Annotated in this window: 2 protein-coding genes; both read right to left on the reverse strand. The window is 65.9% G+C overall.

The features are described 5' to 3' along the window. Positions 1–12: 12 nt before the first annotated feature. Entirely contained in the window at positions 13–9,114 is a 9,102-nt protein-coding gene (locus HU762_RS01045) for a non-ribosomal peptide synthetase (protein ID WP_186631684.1), read from the reverse strand. A gap of 86 nt (positions 9,115–9,200) precedes the next feature. Then, complete coding sequence (locus tag HU762_RS01050) at positions 9,201–23,135, reverse strand: non-ribosomal peptide synthase/polyketide synthase (protein ID WP_186631687.1); 13,935 nt, start codon at positions 23,133–23,135, stop codon at positions 9,201–9,203. Positions 23,136–23,186: the final 51 nt, after the last annotated feature.

Here is a 23,186-nt window from a genome sequence, read left to right on the forward strand (position 1 = left end):
GCTCGGGGGCGATCATTGTTCGGCATCCTTCACGACAGTGCGACGACGGGCCTGGCCCAGGGCACTCTGACGTGCGCTGCCGGCTTCGCGCAGTGCGGCCTGGGCCTGTTCACGACGGGTCTGTTGCAGCTGATTGAGTGGCTCCAGCAACTGGGCGACATGGGTGTCGGCGCTCAGGCTGAGTTGCTCCAGCAGGCAAACGAACAGGCAGTCGAACAGTTCGATGTAGTCGCGGGTATAACGGCCGGTGTCGTAGTCGTACACCACCAGCAGTCCTGCACCGTCATCGACGACGTTGATCAGCAGGTCCACGTCCGAGGCCTGCGGCTCCAGTTCCCGTTCGCTGATCGCCAGCCCCGGCAAATGCAGGTCCTGCTGACGGGTGTTCTGCACCACCAGTTTGACCTGGAAGAACGGCGTGTACCGCGCGTCCCGCTGTGGCAGCAGGTCAGCCACCAGCGCATCGAACGGCAAGTCCTGATGGGCAAACGCATCCAGCGCCACGCGTCGGGCATCGCCCAGCAGTTGTCCAAATGTCTGCTGTGGGGTGACGCGGCAACGCAGCACCAACTGATTGACGAAGAATCCGACCATATCTTCGGTCTGTTGCTGATGGCGGTTGGCGATATCGGTACCGACCAACAGGTCTTCACGTCCGGTCTGCTGATGCAGCACGACGTTCAGCGCGCTGTGCAGCACCATGAACGGCGAGGCCTCGCGAGCTGTCGCCAAGTCGCTGATAGCCCGGGCCAACGACGCCGGCAGGCGGCTGCGATGGCGGGCGCACCCGCCGTGATCGCGGGTCTGGGCGCCAGGCAACAGCAACGGTGCCGGACTGGCTTGCAGCTGTTGGCGCCAATAGGCCAGTTGTTGCTGCCAGACCGGGCCCGGCAGATGCTTGCGCTGCCACACGGCGAAGTCGGCGTACTGCAGGGGCGCGGGGACGATGCGGGTCGCGGGGTTGCCAAAACCGGCGTAATCGCTGGCCAGTTGATCGACCAGTTGGGCGATGGACCAGGCATCCACGGCAATGTGGTGCAGGGCGATGGCCAGCACATGGGTCTGCGGGTCTAGCTGCAATAGCCGTGCGCGAATCAGTGGCGCTTGGGTCAGGTCGAACGGCTGGCCGAAGACCTCGGACAATTGCGCCTGAATGGCCGACTCCTGTTCCTGCGCCGGAACCTGTTGCAGATCGGTGATTGGCAGCGCGAAGGCCTGCGCCGCTTCGATCCGCTGCCAAGGCTCGCCATGGTCGCTGTGTACGGTGCTGCGCAGCACTTCATGACGGGCAACTAACTGCTCGAAAGCCAGGCGCAGGGCTTCGACGTCCAGCGCTCCGGTCAACGTCAGGGCGAACGGAATGTTGAAGCCGCTGGAGCCAGGATTCAGTTGTTCGAGGAACCACAAACGCTGTTGGGCAAACGACAGCGGCAGGGCTTGCGAGCGATCTGCCGGAGTGATGGCCGGCAGGGCCAGAGGTGCTGTTTGCAGGCGGGCGCTGTCGATGGCGCGGGCCAGGTTCGCCAATACCGGATGATCGAAGACTGCACGCAGCGGCAGGTCCACCGCGAGCTGGCCGCGAATCCGCGAAACCACCAAGGTCGCCAGCAACGAATGTCCGCCAAGGGCAAAGAAATTGTCGTCAGCCCCGATCGCTGGCACGCAGAGAATCTGCGCCCAGATGGCGCCCAGTTGCCGCTCGGTGTCGCTGCTCAACGGTCGTTGTTCGATCAGGTCGTTGTCCAGCGTTCGCGACGTCAAGCCTTTGCGGTCGACTTTGCCGTTGGCATTCAACGGCAATGCCTCCAGCTGTTGCCAATGGGCCGGCACCATGTACGACGGCAGGCGTTGGGCCAACCATTCGCGCAGTACCGCCACCGGCGTGTCGTCGCCCGTCCAGTACGCGACCAGTTGCAGATCGCCGCGCTGGTCGGCGTTGACGATCACGGCCACGGCTTGCACGGCGGGATGACGACCCAGGTGATCTTCGATTTCCCCCAGTTCGATACGGTGGCCACGGATCTTCACCTGCTGATCGCGGCGACCGAGGAACTCGATCACTCCATCTGCACGCCAGCGGCCCAGGTCACCCGTGCGGTAGAAACGGGCCTCGGGTTCGAACGGGTGCGCGACGAACGCGGCCCGGGTTTTCTCCGGATCGTTGAGGTAGCCGCGACCGACCCCCACGCCACCCACGCAGATTTCCCCCGGCACACCCACCGGCACCGGCCGCAGTTGCGCGTCAACCAGGTACAGATGGTTGTTGGCGGTCGGCCGGCCGATCGGCATGGCATTGCCGCCTTCCTCCGACACACGGGTCAGCGGGTGGAACGCCACATCGTCCGAGCATTCCGCCGGACCATAGGCGTTCATCAACGGTACATGGGCAAAGCGGCCCAGCCAGGCTTGGGCCAGGGCCGGAGGCAGGGCTTCGCCGGTGGGCAGCAACCAGCGCAGTGCCGACAGTCGGGTGTCGGCGCCCGCGAGGTCGAGCAGGGCGCGGATCATCGTCGGCACGGCTTCAAGCACCGACAGCTGTTGGTCTTCCAGGGCAGCCAGCAGGCGCTCGGGATCATGGGCAACCACGTCCGGCAGGATGTGCACGGTGGCCCCGAGGATCGGTGCGGCGAGGAACTGCCAGACCGAAATGTCGAACGCCGGGGAGGCGGTCTGGGCAATTCGGTCGGCGCTCGACAGGCCCAGCGTCGGCACCTTGCCGAAGATGTTGTTGAGCATGCCACGCTGTTCGATCATCGCGCCTTTGGGTGTGCCAGTGGAACCCGACGTGAAGATCACATAGGCCAGGTCGTCGGGGCTGCCCGCCACTGGCAATGGCGTCGCATCACCGCTCAGCCAGAGCGCTTCGGTGCGCAGGCGTCGTGGTGTTGCGGTACACGCGGCCAGTGCCGGGTCGATGACCGAATCGGCGCTGTCGCTGGTCAACAGGAGCGTCGCCTCGGACAGTTCGAGAATTTCACTCAGGCGTTGTGGCGGATGCTTGATGTCCAGCGGCAAGTAGGCGGCACCGGCCTTGAGCACGGCGATCATCATGCTCAGCAGCGCCAGGCCACGTTCGCTGGCCAGGGCCACCAGGGTGTCACGACCGGCACCGGTTTCCACCAGTGCACGGGCCAGGCGGTTGGAACGCTGATCCAGCTCGGCGTAGCTCAGGCTGTCGGCGCCACACACCGCAGCGATGCGCTGTGGATGCGCTGCCACCTGACGGGCGAACAGCTGGGCGTAGGTTTGATCCAGTGGGAAGTCCAGCTCGCTGCGGTTCCAGTCCACCAGCAGGGTCTGGCGTTCCTCCGGCGTGAGCAACGACAGCGCGGCCAGCGGTGCATCCGGTCGGGCAACCATTTGAGTCAACAGCTGGCGCAAGTGGCCGAGCATGCGCTGCACCGTCACCGTGTCGAAACGTGCGGCGTCGTAGGTCAGCCGAATGCCCAGGCGATCGCCAGGATAAAGCACCACCGTCATCGGATAGTTGGTGTGTACCCGGTCTTCATAGATGTCGATATTGAAGTCGATTTGACGATCCGACAGGCCCGCGTCGAACGGCGCGTTTTCGAACACCACCAGGCTGTCGAACAGCGAACGACCGTGCTCGATTTCACTCCAGCGCTGGATATCCACCAGCGGTGCGTGTTCGTAGGCACGCAACTCGACGTTGTGTGCGAACAGCGCTTGCAGCCACGGCACCACGATTTGTTCATCGTCAACCTTGACCCGCAACGGCAGGCTGTTGATGAACAGGCCGACGATGTCTTCCACGCCGGGCAGGTCGGTTGGACGGCCTGACACCGTGACGCCGAACAGCACGTCGTCGCTGCCACTGTAGCGCGACAAGAGCAGGGCCCACGCACCTTGAATCCAGGTGTTGGGCGTGAGTTGGTGCTGTTGGCACAACGCGGTCAATGCTCGGGTGTCGGCAATCGACAGGGTGACGTCGAGGTTGGCCACGGTCTCGACCGCTTGCTCGGCCTCGGCCGGGCGATCCACCACCAGCGGTGTCGGCGCGCTGAAGCCGGCCAGTTCGCGGGTCCAGAATTGCTCGGTGATGGACGTGTCCTGGCATTGCAGCCAATGGACGTAGTTACTGAACGACGGCAGCAACGGACGCGCCACCGGCTGGCCGAGCACGCGCGCCTGGTAGTGGGCGAAGAGGTCGGCCATCAACAGGCCGAAGCACCAGGCGTCGGTCAGGATGTGGTGGAAGCTGCGTACGATCAGGAATTCCCGGTCGGCCACCTGGAACACCCGCAGGAAGGTCAAGGGTGGCCGGCGCATGTCGAAACCCTGACGGCATTCAGCGTCCAGCACAGCGTCGAGTTGACGCTGGCGGCTCGCCTCGTCGAGGTGCCGCCAGTCGTACCAGGCGAAGGCCGGATCGGTGTCGTGGTAGACGCATTGCAGCGCCGCCTTGCCGTCCTGCCACCAGAAACCGGTACGCAGCATTGGATGCCTGGCCAACTGTTGTGCCCAGGCATATTCGATGGCACTGCGGTCCAGTTCGCCGTCCCAGCGATAACGTTGCTGCATCAGGTAGATGCCGCTGTTGGGGCGCAGCAGGGTGTGCAGCAACATGCCTTCCTGCATCGGCGACAGGGGTAGCAAGTCGTCGACGCCGGCCCAGTCGAAGTTTGCGCCCAAGGCAGTGAGGTCGTGCCCGGCGGCGCGGCACAACGGGAACGCATGGGCGCCGGGGATGGCGTGCTCGGCTTCGGCGGCCAACAGGGCCAGACGTTGTTCCAGCACCCGGGCCCACTGTTCGGCGCCTGGGCCACGGCAATCGATTTTCAGCTGACCGCGTTGCAAGCTGACGGATAAGGTCAGTCCGGATGCATCGATCGGCGTGCTGCTGGCAACGACGTCGCCCAGCGGCCCTTCATGAGTTTGCCATTCGCCGGCCATGGCGATATGCACGGTCGGCCGGGGCAGGCTCAGCAGCGGGTCGCGCAAGTAGTCGTTGTCCGCCAGATAACGCAACACGCCATAGTCGTCACCGGTGTTCGGGGCAGCGGCCAATTGCGCGTCAACCTGCGCCAGCATCTGTGCGGCGCTGGCAGTCGGTGCCAGGGTCACACGCAGGGGAACGGCATGGCTCAGCGCGCCGATGACGGTGGCCGGGTCGAAGTCGGTTCGGCTCAAAGCGCTGGTGAGCGGTAGGCGATCACGCTCGCAGCGACCACGATCCAGGCTGAGCCAGACGTCTTGATTGGCGCTTTGCTGTGCCAGTTCCGCTGCGACGGCGGTGGCCACCAGCGAGACCCAAGGCGCGTGGCTGCGGCGTTTGAGCAGGTTCAGACGTGCGCTGAGGGACGGCGAAATCTGCACGCGGCTTTCGCTGGCCGGACCTTCATGTTGCGGGGTGGGCGGCAGGGTTTCGCCGGCGTATTGCAGCCAGTATTCCCACGCGGGTTCCAGTCCGTCCTCGTCCTTGGCGCGGGTATTCTGATGTTCAGCCCATTCATCCAGATTGCCGCCGTGATGCGGCAACTCGATGGCGCGATCGTACTGTGCTTGAGCCACGGCCAGCGCCAGGTCCGTCATCAGCAAGGCCCATGAACTGGCGTCCAGGCGCAAGGCATGCGCCACCAACAACACAGCGTCGCCCTGCTCGCCAAGGCAGGCATGCCAGCCTTCGCCTGCGGGGTGGTCCAGCCTGGCCAGGGTGGTTTCAGCCAGCTCGGCCAGTGCATTGACGTCGTCAGTGTCCAGCGGTTGGCGACTGACGCTGGCCGGTTTAGGCGCGGCCGGCAGGGTTTGCACCCAGGTGCCGTCAGCCTGTGGGGCCAGACCCAATTGCAGCGCCCCGTGCCGCTGTTGCAGGGCCAACACGGCGCGGCTCAATACCTCGACGCTGATCGGCCCATGCAGCGCCACGCAACGCCAGTCTGCCGTCAACGGGCCGGCTTCGAGGCGGGCATGCTGGCCCGCGGTCAGCGGTACACTTCGCGCTTCGCTGCCGGCATCGCGGCTGTAGTTCGCGCCTTGGCTGATCACCGCGGAGATCTCGGCAATGGTACGGTTGTCGAACAACTGCTTGGGCGTCAGCTTCATGCCGCGTTGATGGGCTCGGGCGATGATCTGCAAGTTGAGAATCGAATCACCGCCCAGGGCAAAGAAATTGTCGCGAATGCCGACGCGTTCCACCCGCAGCACATCCTGCCAAATCTCGACAAAGGCGCTTTCCACCGCATCCCGCGGGGCTTCGTAGGTGTCCTGGCTGGCTGGTGCATCGGGCAAAGGCAGGCGGGCTATGTCCGGTTTGCCGTTGGCGTTGAGCGGGATTTCATCCAGCGCGATGAAATCTGCCGGCACCATATAGTCCGGCACGCGCAGGGCCAGGTCGTGGCGCAACTTGTCGGTGGACAGCGAGGTGCTGGCGACTAACCAGGCGATCAGGCGTGGCGTCTCGTTGGCCGGTTGCACCACGCGCACCAGCACTTGCTGGATGTTGCTGGACAGGTGTTTGATCTGCGCTTCGATTTCGCCCAACTCCATGCGATAGCCGCGCAGTTTGACTTGGTTGTCGAGGCGCCCGAGGAACGCCAATTCGCCGGATTCCAGCCAGCGCACACGGTCGCCGGTGCGGTAGGCCCGGGACAGGTCGGCGACGGCGGTGAAACGCGCAGCGGTTTGTGCCGGATCGCCAAGGTAATCGATGGCCAGGCCTTCACCGCCCACCCACAACTCGCCCGGCACACCGACGGGCACGGCGTGGCCCTGGTTGTCGAGTACCCGCAGTTGCCGATTCGGTTGCGGGTGGCCCAGCGGTTGCACACCGGCCAGTGGTTGATCGATGCGCGACAGGCAAATGCCCACGGCGCTTTCGGTCGGACCGTAGTGGTTATAGACAGCGAGCTGCGGACACAGCGCGCGGACAGTCTCCAGCAAGGTGCCTTGCAGCGCTTCGCCGCCTAGCAACAAGGCACGGCGCGGGAGCAGATTGGCGTCGGGGTGAGCGGCGAGTAAACCGTGCAAGTGGTTGGGGGTGAGCTTGATCAGGTCCGGGCTGAATTCGGCAAAACACTGGGCCAGGGCGTTCGGATCAGCGCGCGTGTCGTCGTCCACCAGCAGCAGGCTGCCACCGCTGACCAGCGCGCCGAACAGCTGGGTGTAGCCGAGGTCTGCCGCCAGGGTCGAGAGCAGCGCATGGCGCCAGGGTTGTTCGGCCTCGGCGCAACCCAGCTCGGTCAGAATGCCGGTGATATAGGCGACGATCGCCCGATGAGACAGGCGCACACCTTTCGGCGTACCGGTGGAGCCGGAGGTGTAGATCACATAGGCGCAGGCCAGTTGATCCAGCGCAGGCAGGTCGATGTCGGTGGCGCGGGCCGAGGCCTCGATCACTTGCGCGGAGGCGCTTTCGAAGGTCGGTGTGCCAATGATGAAATCGACGTCGGCACTGGCGATAAGCGCACTCAGGCGCGAGGCGGGTTGACTCAGGTCGAGCGGCAGGAAGCAGCCACCGGCCTGCATCACCGCCAACAGCGAGATGACCGCGTCGTTGCTGCGGGGCAAGGCCAGCGCGACTCGATCACCCTGTTGCAGGCCACGCTGGCGCAAAGCCTTGGCCAGTCCGGTCGATGCTTCAAGCAGTTCGCCGTAGCTCAAGACACCGTTGGCGTCGCGCACAGCTTCTCGCGCGGGATGGCGGCGCGCCTGGGCGGCGATCAGTTCGTGCAGCGGCGCTACAGGCAACGGGAGGGGCGCACCGTTGCCCCAGTGGCCGGTCAGTTCCAGTTCCTGCGCCGGGCACAGCGGCACGTCGGCCAGTAGTCGATTGGCGTCACGGCTCAGCTCCTCGACCAGCGCGGCCAATTGCTGCAGCAAGCGCGCGCCTGCCGCATCGGACAAGCGTTTGCGTTGATGCACCAGATGCAGTTGCAAGCAGTCGCTTTCCATCGACGCGATCAGCGACATGGGGTAGTTGTTGCGCCCGCCGGTGTGGCGCAATGGCGCGGCGTGTTCGGCGTCCGGTAGTCCGAACAGGCCGTCGTCGATCTGATCCAGTTCCTGGGGAAACGGGAAGTTTTCGAATACCAGGATCGCTTCGAACAACTCGCCACCGGGCGGCAGGGCCGTCAGTGCCCGCAGACTGGCCAGCGGCGTGTGCTCGTGCTCGCGCATCTCGGCATTCCAGTCCTGGATGCCCGCCAGCCATTGGCCAACGGTCGGTGCATCGTCCCAACGAACGCGCAACGGCAAGGTGTTGATGAACAGACCGACCATGCGCTCGACGCCGCTCAGACGCTGGGGGCGTCCGGCCACGGTGACGCCGATCAGGCTTTCGTCGGTGCCATTGTGGCGGCCCAGCAGGTAAGCGTAAGCCGCTTGCAGCAAGGTGTTGACGGTCAGGTTGTGGTTCCGGGCGAAGCCGGCCAGGCGAGCGGTCGTTGCGGCGTCCAGCCTCAGCGAATGCTCGGTGCAAGGCAGGTGCGCGTCTACCGGATCGGCGAGCAGGCCACGGGGGTCCGACTCGGGCACGCGCGTGGTGTTGGCGAAGTCCGCAAGGCGGCTGCGCCAGAACTCATCGGCCGCTGGGCGCTCGCTGAGGTAGGCCACGTAATCCTGGAACGGTCGCACCGCTTCCAGCGCCGCGTGTTGACCGCGCCGTGCCGCGCGATACAGATCACGCCAGTCCGCCAGCAGTGAGCCGACACTCCAACCGTCGAGCAATAAGTGGTGGTGTGTCCAGACCAGCGACCATTGTGCCTGTCCGTTCACATCGTCCAGTCGCGCCAGGGTCAGGCGCATCAACGGGGCGCTGCCCAGTTCGAAGGCCTGAGCGCGGTCTTCGGCCGCGAGGGCTGCGACGCCTTGCGCGTTACCGCGTAAATCGACTTCACGAAGGGGCAAGTCGACTTCCTTGAGAATGACCTGATAGGCGTCGTCCAGCTCTTCCCAGAGAAACGCCGTGCGCAACACCGCGTGGCGTTGCATCAGGGCCAGCCAGGCCTGGCGGAACGCATCGAGGTCGAGTTCACCGGCCAGGCCGATGCTCATCTGCTGGTAATAAACCCGGGACTCGGGCGCATAGGCCTCGTGGTACAGCAGGCCTTTTTGCAGCGGGGTCAGCGAATAGATGTTTTCGATTTGATCATGCATGGCGGCAGTGTTCGATCCAGAAAAACGGGGAGACACGTGCGCCGCTAACGGCGCACTTCGAAGTCAAATACAGGTCGTGCCGGGGCTCACTTCTTCGGCCCCAGGCGTTTGAGCAAGGTGTCGAGGGTCGCCTGGTTCATGCCTTTTGCCAGTGGGAAGTCCGCCGGCATCAGCGAACCGGCCTGCGGGTCGAGGCAGTGTTCGACCAGCGCCTGCAAACGTTCCAGCAGGCGAGCAGGCAAACGGCTGTCGGCTTGCGGCGTGATGCTGTGCCATTCGACACGCAACACGCCGTCCTCCAGCCAGGCCACCACTTCCCGGGCATGGGTCACTCGGTTCACCGGGGCCACGTCCGCTGGCGGGACCAGGCTGCTGGCGCGCAACCAGCCCGCTGGCGTTTGCTCATGCCCCAGGTAGTTGAACAGCACATCGCCGTGGCTGGCCGGCAACTCGCCGCGCTGGCGCAGCAAGCCGTAGCCCAGGCCCTGGCCAGGTACGTCACGCAAGGCTTGCTTGGCGTTGCGCACCTGGTCGCCGGCGGCGCCGCTGGCACTCACGCGCAGTGGGTAAAGAGTGGTGAACCAGCCGACGGTGCGGCCGACGTCCAGCCCGGCAAACGGTGCGTCACGCCCGTGGCGTTCCAGGTCCACGACTATGTCACTGCGCTGTTCAACCTCAGCCAGGGTCGCGGCGAGGGCGGCGATTAGCAGTTCTTCCGGTTGCGTGCGGTAAGCGGCGTGGGACTCGGTCAACCATTGGTGCGTGCGGCGGGCATCCCAGCGCGCCGACAGGGTCTGGCGTTCGGCAACCGTGGCCATGTGCGGCCGGTTCGCAGAGCTCTGGGCACTCCAGTAGCGCTGCTCGGCGGCAGCTTTCGCGGCATGGGCTTGCAGGTGCTCGGCCCATTGACGATACGAGGTGGTTTTCGCCGGCAACGTTGGCTGCTCGCCACGCTCCAGGGCGGGGTACAACTGTTGGAAGTCTTCCAGCAGCGGCGTCCACGACACCGCATCGACCACCAGGTGATGGGCCACCAGGTACAGGCGTTGCGGCGTGCCGTCCAACAGGGCCGCGGCGAACAGCGGGCCGTGTTGCAGGTCCAGGCTTTGCGCGACTTCCAGCAGTTGTTCCGGGTGCTCGCAGCAGGTCAGTTGGGCCGGTGCCACTGGCGCGATGTGCGCCTGCCATTGGCCGTCGACGTCGGTGAAACGCAGGCGCAGGGCGTCGTGGTGGGCCACCAGCCGGTCCAACGTGGCTTGGACGATGGCCGGTTCCAGGCGACGGTCGCTGTCGGCCAGCACCGATTGGTTCCAATGCGCGGCTTGGACCTGCTGCTGGTCGAAGAACCACTGGTGCAACGGCATCAGCGGCATCGGCCCGGTCACGTCGCCTTGGTCGGCCTGGGTCAGCAGGGCCGTGGTCACATGGGCCAGGGCCGCCGGGGTCGGCGAGCGGAACAGGTCCCGTGGCGTGAGCGAATAACCCTGTTCACGCAAGCGTGAGATCAGTTTCAGGCCGAGGATCGAGTCACCGCCCAGGGCGAAGAAACTGTCCGAGGTGCCGACTTCACGGCCGCCGGTCAAGCTTTCCCCGAGCAGTTCGCCGAACAGCTGGCAGAGCAGGCGTTCCAGGTCGTTGCGCGGTGCCGCGTAGTCTTTCTGGGTATCTGGCAAAGGCAGTGCGGCCAGAGCCTTGCGGTCGATCTTGCCATTGGTGCTCAGGGGCAGGGCCGGGATCTGCACCCATACCGCCGGCACCATGTAGGCCGGCAGCTCGGCCGCCAGTTGGGTGTCGAGGTCCGATTGCGCGGTGCTACTGCTGTAGAACGCCACCAGGCGGTTGTCGATGACCAGGGTGCAGGCGCCAGTGATGGCCGGCAAGCTCAGCAGTGCCGAGTCGATTTCCCCCAGCTCGATGCGCTGGCCGCGCAGCTTCACCTGATGGTCGAGACGCCCCAGGTACTCGATGTTGCCATCGGCCAGGAAGCGGCAACGGTCGCCGGTGCGGTACAGGCGATCACCGGCCGCGAACGGGCTGGCGAGGAAGCGTTCTTCGGTCAGGTCCGGACGTTTCAAATAACCACGGGCGACGCCGACGCCGCCGATGTACAGCTCGCCGATGCTGCCAATCGGCAAAGGTTGCATGGCCTCGTCGAGGATGTACAAGCGCAGGTTGGCGATGGGCTTGCCGATCGGCACGATGGCGTCGTCCGCCGAGCAGCGCCAGACCGAGACGTCGATGGCCGCTTCGGTCGGGCCGTACAGGTTGACCAGCGCCGCCGGGTGTTGGCCCATGAAACGCCGCACCAGGTCCACCGGCAAGGCTTCGCCACTGGCGAAGACCTGGCGCAGGCTGTGGCAGTCGGTCAGGCTCGGTTCCTCGACAAAGGCACGGAGCATGGAAGGGACGAAGTGCAGCGTCGTGACCCGTTCCTGCTGGATCAACTGGCTGAGATAGGCCGGGTCGCGATGACCGTCCGGACGGGCGACCACCAGGGTCGCGCCGGTGATCAGCGGCCAGAAGAACTCCCATACCGAGACGTCGAAGCTGTATGGGGTTTTCTGCAAGACGCGGTCGTTCGGGCCAATCGGGAAAGCGTCCTGCATCCAGTGCAGGCGGTTCATCAAGGCGCCGTGTTCGTTCATCACGCCTTTGGGTTGGCCGGTGGAACCGGAGGTGTAAAGCACGTAGGCGAGGTCGTGGGCCTCGACGCTGATCGGCTCGCCAACTTCAGCGTTTGGCAACGCGTCCAGCGTCCAGGCGTCATGCCCGGCTGGCAGTCGCGACAGCCACTGGGTTTGGGTCAAGGTGACCTTGGCATCGGCGTCTTCGATCAGGAAGGCCAGGCGTGCGGCCGGCAATTCCGGATCCAGCGGCAGCCACGCGGCACCGGCATGGACGATGCCAAGCAAGGCCACGACCATGTCCACCGAGCGTTCCATGCACACCGGCACGATGCTGTCGCTGCCCACGCCGGCGGCGCGCAGGGCCCGGGCGACAGTTTGTGCCCGCTGATCCAGCTCGGCATAGCTCAGCCGCTGGCCTTCGAACACCAATGCCGGAGCGTTGGGGCTCAGGGTCGCTTGTTGGCTGAGGGCGGTGTGCAGGTTGGTCGGGCCGCTGTAGTGACGTTCAGTGGCGTTCCAGCGGTCGAGTTGCTGCTGATCCTGCTGTTGCGGGAACAGTTCGATCAAGGTGCGCCCAGGGCTGGTCACCAGGGCGTCGAGCAATGCGCACCACTGCGCGCTCCAGCGTTGCATGGTCGTTTCGTCGAACAAGGCCGATTGGTATTCCAGCGCCAGCGTCATGTCGCTGCCGTCGTCCTGGACTTCCCAGCTCTGTTCGAATTTGGCGTCGATCACCGGCAGCATCTGCTCTTCGACGTTCAGTCCCGGCCATTGGCTGCTGTCGACGCGGCCATAGTTGAGGGAGAACAGCACCTGGAACAGCGGTGTACGGTTCAAGTCGCGGTTCTGCGCGACGGCACCGACCAGGGTGGCGAACGGCAGGTCGGCGTGGGCCTGGGCGGCGCGCAGGTCGGCCTCGAGGCTGGCGAGCAGTTGCTCGGCCGGGGCCCGTTGATCGACGTCGCTGCGGATCACCAGGGTGTTGACCAGGCAGGCCAGCAACGTCTGGGTTTGTGCGTGCTCACGTTGGTCCGCCGGGGTGCCGAGGCGAATCTCCCGCTGGCCGCTGTAGCGGGCCAGCAGTGCGCTCAGGGCCGTGGCCAGCACCACATAGGGGGTGGTGCCGCGCTGACGGGCGAACTGGCGGATGGCTTCGGCGCGCGGGTGGCCGAGGCGCACGCTCAGTTGCCGGGCGCGACGGTCGGCTTCGGCGCCACGTGGATGGTCGATGGGCAGGTCGAGCTGGTAGTCGTCCTGGCCCAGGTGGTTTTTCCAGTAGTCCAGGCTGGCACTGCGCTGGGCCTGGGTGTCCGGGTGCTGCTGCCACAGGGCGAAGTCGACATAGTCGATCTCCAACGGCGTCCAGGTGGGCGACTGCCCCTTCAGGCCGGCGGCGTAGGCCTGGGTCAGCTCGTCGATGAGCAACTGCATGGCCCAACCGTCGGTGGCGCTGTGGTGCAGGCACACCAGCAACCGGTGTTCGTCGCTGCCCTGGCGTTGCAACAGGTGCGCACGCCAAGGCGCGGCGGCGGCCAGGTCGAACGGGGCCATCAGTTCGTCTTGGGCGCTGGCGCAGGTCGCGGCCCAATCCTGGGTGGCGACGCCAGTGACCGTGAGCGCCGGTCCATGATCGTCAATCAGCAATTGCGGCTCGCCGTCGACCTCGACGATCCGGCTGCGTAGCACCAGGTGACGCTGGCTGACCTGCTCGAAGGCTTCGCGCAAGACCTCGACTTGCAGCTCGCCGCGCAAGGCCAGGGCGAACGGCATGTGGTACTCGCGGGACTCCGGCACCAGGCGGCTGAGCATCCAGAACCGGCGCTGAGCCAGACCCAGGGGTAACTGCGCCGGGCGCGGTTGCGCGGTGATCGACTCACCGGGCAGGGCCGCACGCAGGTGCTCGGCCAGGGCCGCGACCGTCGGTTGGGCGAACACCAGCGGCAAGGGCAGGGAAACCCCGAGGCGCTCACGAACCTGGCTGACCAGGCGCGTGGCCAGCAAGGAGTGGCCGCCGAGTTGGAAGAAGTGGTCCTCGATGCCGACATCTGAACAACCCAGCACTTCGCCGAACAGTTCGCAGAGCACGGTTTCAGTGGCATTGCGTGGCGCGATGCGTGGCTGGTCGCTTTGGCTCTGTGGCAGCGGCGTGGCGGCCAGGGCCTTGCGGTCGAGCTTGCCGTTGCTGTTGAGCGGCAGGTGATCGAGCGGCACGAAGAGGCTGGGTTGCATGTGCGCCGGCAGGCTGTCGGTGAGGTCGGCACGCAGGGTCGCCTCATCGGCATCACCGCACCAGAAACTCACCAGGCGCTGGTCCAGCAACAAGGTGGCGGCGTCGCGAACACCGGCCTGGGCCAGCAGCGCAGCGTCGATTTCCCCCAGCTCGATGCGCTGGCCACGCAGTTTCACCTGATGGTCGAGACGCCCCAGGTACTCGATGTTGCCATCGGCCAGGAAGCGGCAACGGTCGCCGGTGCGGTACAGGCGATCACCGGCCACGAACGGGCTGGCGAGGAAGCGTTCCTCGGTCAGGTCCGGGCGTTTCAGATAACCGCGGGCCACGCCGACGCCGCCGATGTACAACTCGCCGATGCTACCAGTCGGCAACGGCTGCATGGCTTCGTCGAGGATGTACAGGCGCAGGTTGGCGATGGGCTTGCCGATCGGCACGATCACATCGTCCGCCGAGCAACGCCAGACCGAGACGTCGATGGCCGCTTCGGTCGGGCCGTACAGGTTGACCAGCGCGGCCGGGTGTCGGCCCATGAAACGCCGGACCAGGTCCACCGGCAAGGCTTCGCCACTGGCGAAGACCTGGCGCAGGCTGTGGCAGTTGACCAGGCTCGGTTCCTCGACAAAGGCACGGAGCATGGAAGCGACGAAGTGCAGCGTCGTGACCCGTTCCTGCTGGATCAACTGGCTGAGGTAGGCCGGGTCGCGATGGCCGTCCGGACGGGCGACCACCAGGGTCGCGCCGGTGATCAGCGGCCAGAAGAACTCCCACACCGAGACGTCGAAGCTGTACGGCGTCTTTTGCAGTACACGGTCGTTCGGGCCAATCGGGAAGGCGTCCTGCATCCAGTGCAGGCGGTTCATCAAGGCGCCGTGTTCGTTCATCACGCCTTTGGGTTGGCCGGTGGAACCGGAGGTGTAGAGCACGTAAGCCAGGTCGTGCGCCTCGACGCTGATCGGCTCGCCAACTTCAGCGTTTGGCAACGCGTCCAGCGTCCAGGCGTCATGCCCGGCGGGCAGGCGCGACAGCCACTGGGTTTGGGTCAAGGTGACCTTGGCATCGGCGTCTTCGATCAGGAAGGCCAGGCGTGCGGCCGGCAATTCCGGATCCAGCGGCAGCCACGCGGCACCGGCATGGACGATGCCAAGCAAGGCCACGACCATGTCCACCGAGCGCTCCATGCACACCGGCACGATGCTGTCGCTGCCCACGCCGACGGCGCGCAGGGCCCGGGCGACGGTGTGTGCCCGCTGGTCCAGTTCGGCATACGTCAGGCGCTGGCCTTCGAACACCAGTGCCGGAGCGTTGGGGCTCAGGGCCGCTTGTTGGCTGAGGGCGGTGTGCAGGTTGGTCGGGCCGCTGTAGTGACGTTCGGTGGCGTTCCACTCGATCAGTTGGCGCTGACGCTCGGCCGCCGGCAGAGGTGTCCAATCATCGAGGCGGGTTTGTGGCGCTTCGAGCATGGCTTCCAGCAGTTGTTGCCATTGCTCCAGCCAACGCCGGGCCGTGGTTTCACTGAACAGCGCGGCGCGGTACTCCAGCAACACCGACAGCACCTCGCCGTCGTGCACTTCCCAGTTCAGGTCGTACTTGGTGGCCTGGGCGGTCACGGCGCGTTCGCTGACCTGCAACTGCGGCCATGGCTGGCTCGACGAGTCGGCGTTCTGCATGGCGAACAACACTTGGAACAGCGGCGTCTGGCCGAGGCTGCGCGACGGCCTCAAGTGCTCGACAACCTGGTCGAACGGCACGTCCTGATGCTGTTGGGCATCCAGCACACGGTTGCGCACCTGATTGAGCAAGCCTTCGAAATCCAGTGCCGGATCCAGGTCGGCACGCATGACCACGGTGTTGACGAAGCAGCCGATCAGCGGTTGCAGCTCGGCGAATGGACGCTGGGCCACCGGGCTGCCGACCCGCACGTCGCGCTGGTTGGCGTAGCGCCCCAGGAGCAATTGCGCGGCGCCGAGCATGAGCATGTACAGGGTGGCACCGCGTTGCTGGGCGAACTGCCGCAGGCGTTCCACCAGGGCGGGCGGCAATTGCAGTTGCACCGCGCCGGCCGTCGGGTCGAGCTGGTTCGGGCGGCCCTGTTCGGTCGGCAGGTCCAGCAGGTAGTCGCCGTCCTCCAGTTGGTTGCGCCAGTAGTCCAGTTGGCTGCTGAACGCGGTCTGTTGGCCGGGCTCGCGCTGCCAGAGGGCGTAATCGGGGTATTGCAGCGCCAGTGCCGGCAGTGTCGCCGGGGTGCCTTGGCACTGGGCGGTGTAGAACTGTCGCAGTTCCTCCAGCAGGTTCTGGCTGGAGGCGTCATCGATGGCGCAGTGGTGCACGCTGAGCAAGAGCAACGACTGGTTGCCGCCGCTGCGTTGCAGCAATTTGGCCCGGACGGGTATTTCGGCGGCGAGGTCGAAACGGCGGCCGGTTTCTGCGTGAATTACCGCGTCGGTCAGTGCCTGCCATTGCTCGTCACTGGCGGCCTGCACGGGCTTCACCTGCACGGTGATGTCGACCTGCGCGTCGATAACCAACTGCAATTCGCCGTCGCCATCGCGCACGATGCGGCTGCGCAGGATCTCGTGGCGTTGGACCACGCTGTTCAGGGCCGTTTGCAGGGCCTGGGCATTGAGTGCGCCGTCCAGCTGCACGGCGCTGACTACGTTGTACTCGCCACCGCCGGCGCTCAGTTGTTCGAGGAACCACAAGCGTTGCTGTTCGAACGACAGCGGCAGGCGCGCCGGACGAACCGCTGGGACGAAGGTCGCCGTCGGGGCTTGCAGGGGATCGCCCAGCAGCGCGGCCAAGGCCTCGAGGGTCGGGTGTTCGAACACCGCCCGCAACGGCGGCACGCTGGCGAACTGTTGGCGCAAGCGGGCGAACAGCGCCGCCGCCAGCAGCGAGTGACCGCCAAGGTAGAAGAAATGGCTGTCACGGCCGACCTGCGTCGTCGGCACGTTCAGCAACTCGGCCCACAGGGCCGCCAGTTGTTGTTCGGCGGCGCTGCACGGCGGGTCGAGGGCGTCTGGCGCGGCTTGGATATCCGGAGCCGGCAAGGCCTTGCGGTTGAGTTTGCCGTTGTCGGTCAATGGCAGTTCATCGAGCACCACAAACGCCGAGGGCACCATGTAGTCGGGCAGGGCGGCGCCAATGGTTTTGCGCCAGGCGTGGATGTCTGCCTGCTGGTCGCAGGTCACGTAGGCCACCAGGCGCTTGTCGCCGGGCACGTCTTCACGGGCCAACACCACGGCCTGGCGCACGCCCGGCTGGGCACCGATCAGGGTTTCGATTTCCCCCAGTTCGACGCGGAAGCCACGGATCTTCACTTGATGATCCATGCGTCCCAGGTATTCGAGCTGGCCGTCGGGCAACCAGCGCACCAGGTCGCCGGACTTGTACATCCGCGCGCCTGGCTGCGACGAGAACGGGTCTTCGATGAACACCTTCGCCGTCTGCTCGGCGCGGTTGAGGTAGCCCAGGGTCACGCCGGCACCGCCGATGTGCAGTTCCCCCGGGACGCCCACCGGCATCGGGTTGAGGAAGGCATCGAGCACATAAGTGCGCACGTTGGCGATGGGCCGGCCAATGATCGGCCGCTGCGGGAAGTCATCCACCGCGCAGCCGGTGGCGTCCACGGTGCATTCGGTCGGGCCGTAGGTGTTGAAGAAGCGGCTGCCGGCAATCGACGGCAGGCGTTGCCACAGCTGTGCGTCCACCGCATCGCCACCGAACAGCACGAAGCGTGGCAGGTACACCTCGCCCCGGCGGACGCCGTCGCTTTCGAGCAGGGCCTTGAGCTGTGCCGGGGTGCACTCGAAGGCCTCCAGACGGGTATCGCGGAAGAAGCCGGCGAGGGCCTCGGGGTCGTAGCGCACGTCTTCCGGGGTCAGGTACAGACTGTGGCCGTCGAGCAACAGGATCAGCTCCGCCACCGAACTGTCGAAGGCGAACGAGTAGTTGAAGCTGGTGCGCATCGGCTGGTCGGTGTAGCGACGATACAAACCGTGGATGCGCGCCCAGGCCAGGTTGACCACCGAACCATTGGTCACCAGAGTGCCCTTGGGCTTACCGGTCGAACCGGAGGTGTACATGATGTACGCCAGGTCTTGCGGCCCGGCCAGTGGGGCCGGGTTGCTGTCCGGCTGGTTGGCGAACAGCGCTACGTCGCTGTCCAGGCGCAGGCGTGGCAGTCCGGCCCCCAGCTGTTCCAGCAGGCCCTGCTGGCCGAGGAACAGTGCCGGTCGGGCGTCTTCGAGCATGTACGCCAGGCGATCCGCTGGGTAGGTCGGGTCCAGCGGCACATAGGCGCCACCGGACTTGAGAATGCCCAGCAGGCCGACCAGCAGCTCCAGCGAACGCTCGACACACAGCGCCACCGGGCTGTTCGCGCCGACGCCACGGCTGCGCAGGTAATGCGCCACTTGGTTGGCGCGACGGTTCAGTTCGCCGTAGCTCAGGCTGCGGCCTTCGAAACACAGCGCGTCTCGCTCAGGGGTGCGCTCGGCCTGTTGTTCGAACAACTGGACGAAGGTCAGGTGCGTCGGCACCGCCATCTCGGTACGGTTCCACTCGACCACGCTGCGTTGCCACTCCGCCTCCATCAGCAGCGGCAAGGCGGCGACCGGACGCTGGGGCTCGGCGAGCATGTGTTCGAGCAGATGTTCCAGGCGTGCGAGGGTTTGGCGGGCGCTGTCGGCGACGAACAGGTCGAGGGCGAACATCAGCTCCAGCTGGATCGGCGCATTGGCCGGGCACAGCACGTGCAGGTCCAAATCGCATTCGGAGTGCCGCAGCGGCGTGTCCAGTGCTTCGAATTCCAGCCCGGGGAAGCGCAACCGCGACTCCATGGCCAGTTGCTGGGCGACCATCACCTGGTACAGCGGCGCATGGCTGAGGCTGCGTGGCAGTTGCAGGCTGTCCACCAATTGCTCGAACGGCAGGTCCTGATGTTGCAGGCCACTGCGCAGGCGCTCGGCCACTTGCTTGACCAGGGCAGTGAAGTCCGCTTGCGGCTTGAAGTCCGCGCGGATCGCCAGGTTGTTCAACAGGATGCCCAGCAGGCCTTCGGTGCCCGGCTGTTCACGGTGGGTGACCGGGGTGCCGAGCAGCACCGTGGCGTCGCCGCTCAAGCGGTGCATCAGCACGGCGAAACCGGCGAACAGGACGGTGAACGGCGTGGTGCCGAGGCGACTGGCGAAGGCTTGCACCCGGGCGCTGAGGTCGGCGCTGAGTTCACGCTGTACGATCCCGGCGCGGTAGCTTTGCACCGAGGGCCGTGGATGATCGGTGGGCAAGGCCAGCAGCGGGCTGGCGTCGCTGTCACGGCGGTCGAGGGTGGTGGTCCAGTAATCGAGTTGGCGCTTGAGTTCGGCGCCTTGCAGGTGTCCGCGCTGCCACAGGGCGAAGTCGGCGTATTGCAGCGGCAGGGCCGGCAGTTCGGCGGGGGCGCCGTTGCAACGGGCTTCATAACCCAGGGCCAGTTCGCGCAGGGCGATGGTGGCCGACCAGGCGTCAGAGACCAGGTGGTGCAGGGCAATGCCGAGCACGTGCTCGCCCGGCGCCAGGCGCAGCAAGCGCGCCCGCAGCAGCGGCGGGCTGGTCAGGTCGAACGGCTGCTCGAAGGTGTCTTGCAGGGCATTGAACTGCGCGCCTTCGCGGGCGGTGGCGGTCAGGCCCGACAAGTCTTCGAAGGGCAGCGCGATGGCCAGCGCCGGGCTGATGCGCTGGCACGGCACGCCGTCGGTGCTGTGGATGCCGGTGCGCAGGATTTCGTGGCGCACCAGCAGGTCGTTGAGGCTGGCATGCAGGGCCTCGATGTTGAGTTCACCCTTGAGGTGCAGGGCGAACGGAATATTGAACAGGGTGGTGCCGGGCGTCAGTTGCTCGATGAACCACAGGCGCTGTTGCGAGAACGACAGCGGCAGCAGCGTCGGGCGTGGCTGGGCCTTGAGCAGGCCGGGGGCGTTGGCTTGCGGTGCGGCGGCCTCGGCCTGGCGGGCGCCGATGGCCACGGCCAGCAAGGCCACGGTCGGCTGTTCGAACAACACCCGCAGCGGCAGGTCGAGCTTGAACTGGGTACGCAGGCGCGCCACGATCTGGGTCGCCAGCAGCGAGTGCCCGCCGAGGGTGAAGAAGTTGTCTTCCACGCCTACCGTGTCACGCCCGAGGACTTCGGCCCAGATGGACGCTACGGTGGTTTCCAGCGCGTTGCGTGGGGCGATGCTTTCCTGGGTGTCGGCCTGCCAGTCCAGCTCGCGCGCAGCGAGGGCCTTGCGGTCGACCTTGCCGTTATTGTTCAGGGGCAGTTTGTCCAGGCAGACAAAGGCCGCCGGCACCATGTATGGCGGCAGTTGCGCCCGCAAGTGTTCGCTCAGGCCGTCACTGCCCTGGGTCTCGTCATGGGCCGACCAGTACGCCACCAACCAGGCTTCGCCGACGGTGTTTTCCCGCAGCAGGACGGCGGCTTCGCGCACGTTCGGGTGCTGGGCGAGGCGGTGTTCGATTTCCGTCAGTTCGATCCGGTGCCCGCGCAGTTTCACCTGCTGGTCGCGGCGGCCGAGGTACTCGATCACGCCGTCTGTACGCCAGCGTCCCAGGTCACCGGTGCGGTACAGGCGACCCTCGAGCTGAGGGTGGTCGATAAAGGCCTCGGCGGTGCGTTGCGGGTCGTGCAGGTAGCCGCGGCCGACGCCGACGCCACCGACACAGATTTCCCCGGCCACGCCAACCGGCACCGGGCGCAGGGCTTCGTCGAGCACATACAGGCGGTTGTTGGCGGTCGGCTGGCCGATGGGCATGTGGCTGACCTCGGCCCCCGGTGCTTCGACGATCGGCTGGAAGGCTACGTCGTCGGCGCATTCGGCCGGCCCGTAGGCGTTCATCAAGGCGATGTCGGGGAAGCGCGCGAACCAGTCCCGGGCCACGGTTGGCGGCAGCGCTTCACCGGTGGGCAGGACCCAGCGCAGGTCCGGCAGCTGCAAGTCGCACGGGCACAGCGCGAGCAGGGTGCGCATCAGGCTCGGGACGATTTCCAGCACGTTCAGGCGCTCGCTGGCGAGCACTTGCAACAGGCGTTGTGGGTCGTGGGCGACGTCATCCAGAAGAATATGCACAGTGGCGCCGAGCACCGGCGCGGCGAGGAACTGCCACACCGAAATGTCGAACGCCACCGACGCGGTCTGGGGAATCCGGTCGGCGGCGCTGAGCCCCAGGGCCGGCACCTTGCCGAAGATGTTGTTGAGCATGCCGCGCTGTTCGATCATCACGCCCTTGGGCGTGCCGGTCGAACCCGAGGTGAACAGCACGTAGGCCAGGCTGTCGGGGCGGGCGAGCACCGACAATGGCGTGTCGTTGCCGCCGGTCCAGCAGGCCTCGGCGAACAGCGCCTTGGGCGCCGGCTCGAGGCCGCTGAGCAGTTGATCGAGCAGGCCGTTGCAACCTTCGCTTGCGACCAGCAACGGCGCGCGGGACAGCCCGAGGATCTCCCGCAGGCGCTCGGGTGGGTGATTGACCTCAAGGGGCAGCATCGCCGCGCCGGCCTTGAACACCGCCAGCATCATGGTCAACAGCGCCAGGCCACGGGGGGCCACCAGCGCGACCAGTTGGTCTTCACCGGCGCCGGCCTCGCGCAGGGCATGGGCCAGGCGCGTGGAGCGCAGGTCCAGCTCGGCGTAGGTCAGCGACTCACCGGCACAGATCGCGGCGACCTGATCACCGCGCTGGGCGACCTGGGCGGCAAACAGCTCGGCGTAGCTTTGCTCCAGCGGGAAATCGTGGGGGTTGAGCGCCCACTCGCCGAGCAACTGTTGACGCTCCTCGGCGGCCAGCAGTTCGAAGCTGGCCAACGGCGCGTCGGGGGCGGCGAGCATGCTGCGCACCAGGCTGGCGATGTGGCCCAGCAGGCGCCGCACTGTGGCGGCGTCGAAACGTTCGCGGTCATAGGACACGCGGATGCCCAGTTGTTCGCCCGGCAGGATCACCACGGTCAAGCCGTAGTGGGTGTGCACGCTGTGGTCCATGCCTTCGAGGCTGAACTGGAAGCCGCCTTCGAGAATCTGCTCGTCGATGGGCGCGTTTTCGAATACCAGGATGCTGTCGAACAGCGTCTCGCCCCGGGGGAAATCGCTCCAACCCTGGATGTCCGTCAACGGCGTGTGCTCGAAGTCCCGCATGTCGACGTTGAGCTTTTGCAGGTCGCCCAGCCAATTGCCGAGCGCGGCGCTCGGGTCCACCGAGACCCGCAGCGGCAGGGTATTGATGAACAGGCCGATCATTTCCGCGACGCCGGTCAGGTCGGCCGGACGCCCGGCCACGGTGACGCCGAAGACCACGTCCTGCTGCCCGCTGTAGCGCGACAGCAGCAACGACCACACGCCTTGGAAAAACGTGTTCGGGGTGATCCGGCGACGGCGGCAGAACGCTGCCAGCGCCTGGGTTTCCTGTTCGTCGAGGTGAATCAGCTGGTCGTCCACCAGCACCGCATCGGTGTAGCGGTCGCGCGTCACGCCGTTGTCCACGGTCAGTGGCGTGGGCGCATTGAGGCCTTGCAACTGGCCGCGCCAGAATTGCTCGGCCTTGCCGGCGTCCTGGCGTTGCAGCCATTGGATGTAGTCGCGAAACGGCCGAGGGCTTTTCAGCTCGGGCGTGCGGTCGTTGCACAGCGCTTCGTAGACTTTGAGGAAGTCCACGGTCACCAGGGAAATACACCAGGCGTCCATCAGGATGTGGTGGAAGCTGCGAATGAATTCGTAGGACTCGTCGGCCAGGCGCACCAGCCGGAAGCGAATCAGCGGTGGCTTCGACAGGTTGAAGCCGACTTTCTGCTCGTCTTCCAACAGCGTGCGGATCCGCGCTTCCTGCTCATGGGGAGCGAGCCCGCGCAGGTCGAGGGTGTCCAGCGGCACCTTGACCTGGCGATGGATCACCTGCACCGGTTGCTTCTGGCTTTTCCACTGGAAACTGGCGCGCAGGGAAGGGTGCAGCGCCACCACCTGGCGCCACGATTCGAGGAACGCCCCTTCATCGATGGCCCCGCCGATGCGGTAGCGATCCTGCATCAGGTATACCCCGGAGTCTTCGTGCAACAGGGAGTGGAACAACATCCCTTGTTGCAGCGGCGACAGCGGGTAAATGTCTTCGATCGGGTTACCGGCGGTTTTATCGGTGGTCATTTAAAGCGTCCTGCGTAAAAAGGGGCAACGGTGATGGCGTAGCAACGCAAG

It is taken from the genome of Pseudomonas sp. SWRI92 (assembly GCF_014268685.1).
Taxonomy (GTDB): domain Bacteria; phylum Pseudomonadota; class Gammaproteobacteria; order Pseudomonadales; family Pseudomonadaceae; genus Aquipseudomonas; species Aquipseudomonas marvdashtae.

Bases quoted from the DNA above. Each gene is read 5' to 3' on its own strand.
- HU762_RS01045 (WP_186631684.1), bottom strand. From the start codon at position 9,114: ATGCATGATCAAATCGAAAACATCTATTCGCTGACCCCGCTGCAAAAA.
- HU762_RS01050 (WP_186631687.1), bottom strand. From the start codon at position 23,135: ATGACCACCGATAAAACCGCCGGTAACCCGATCGAAGACATTTACCCG.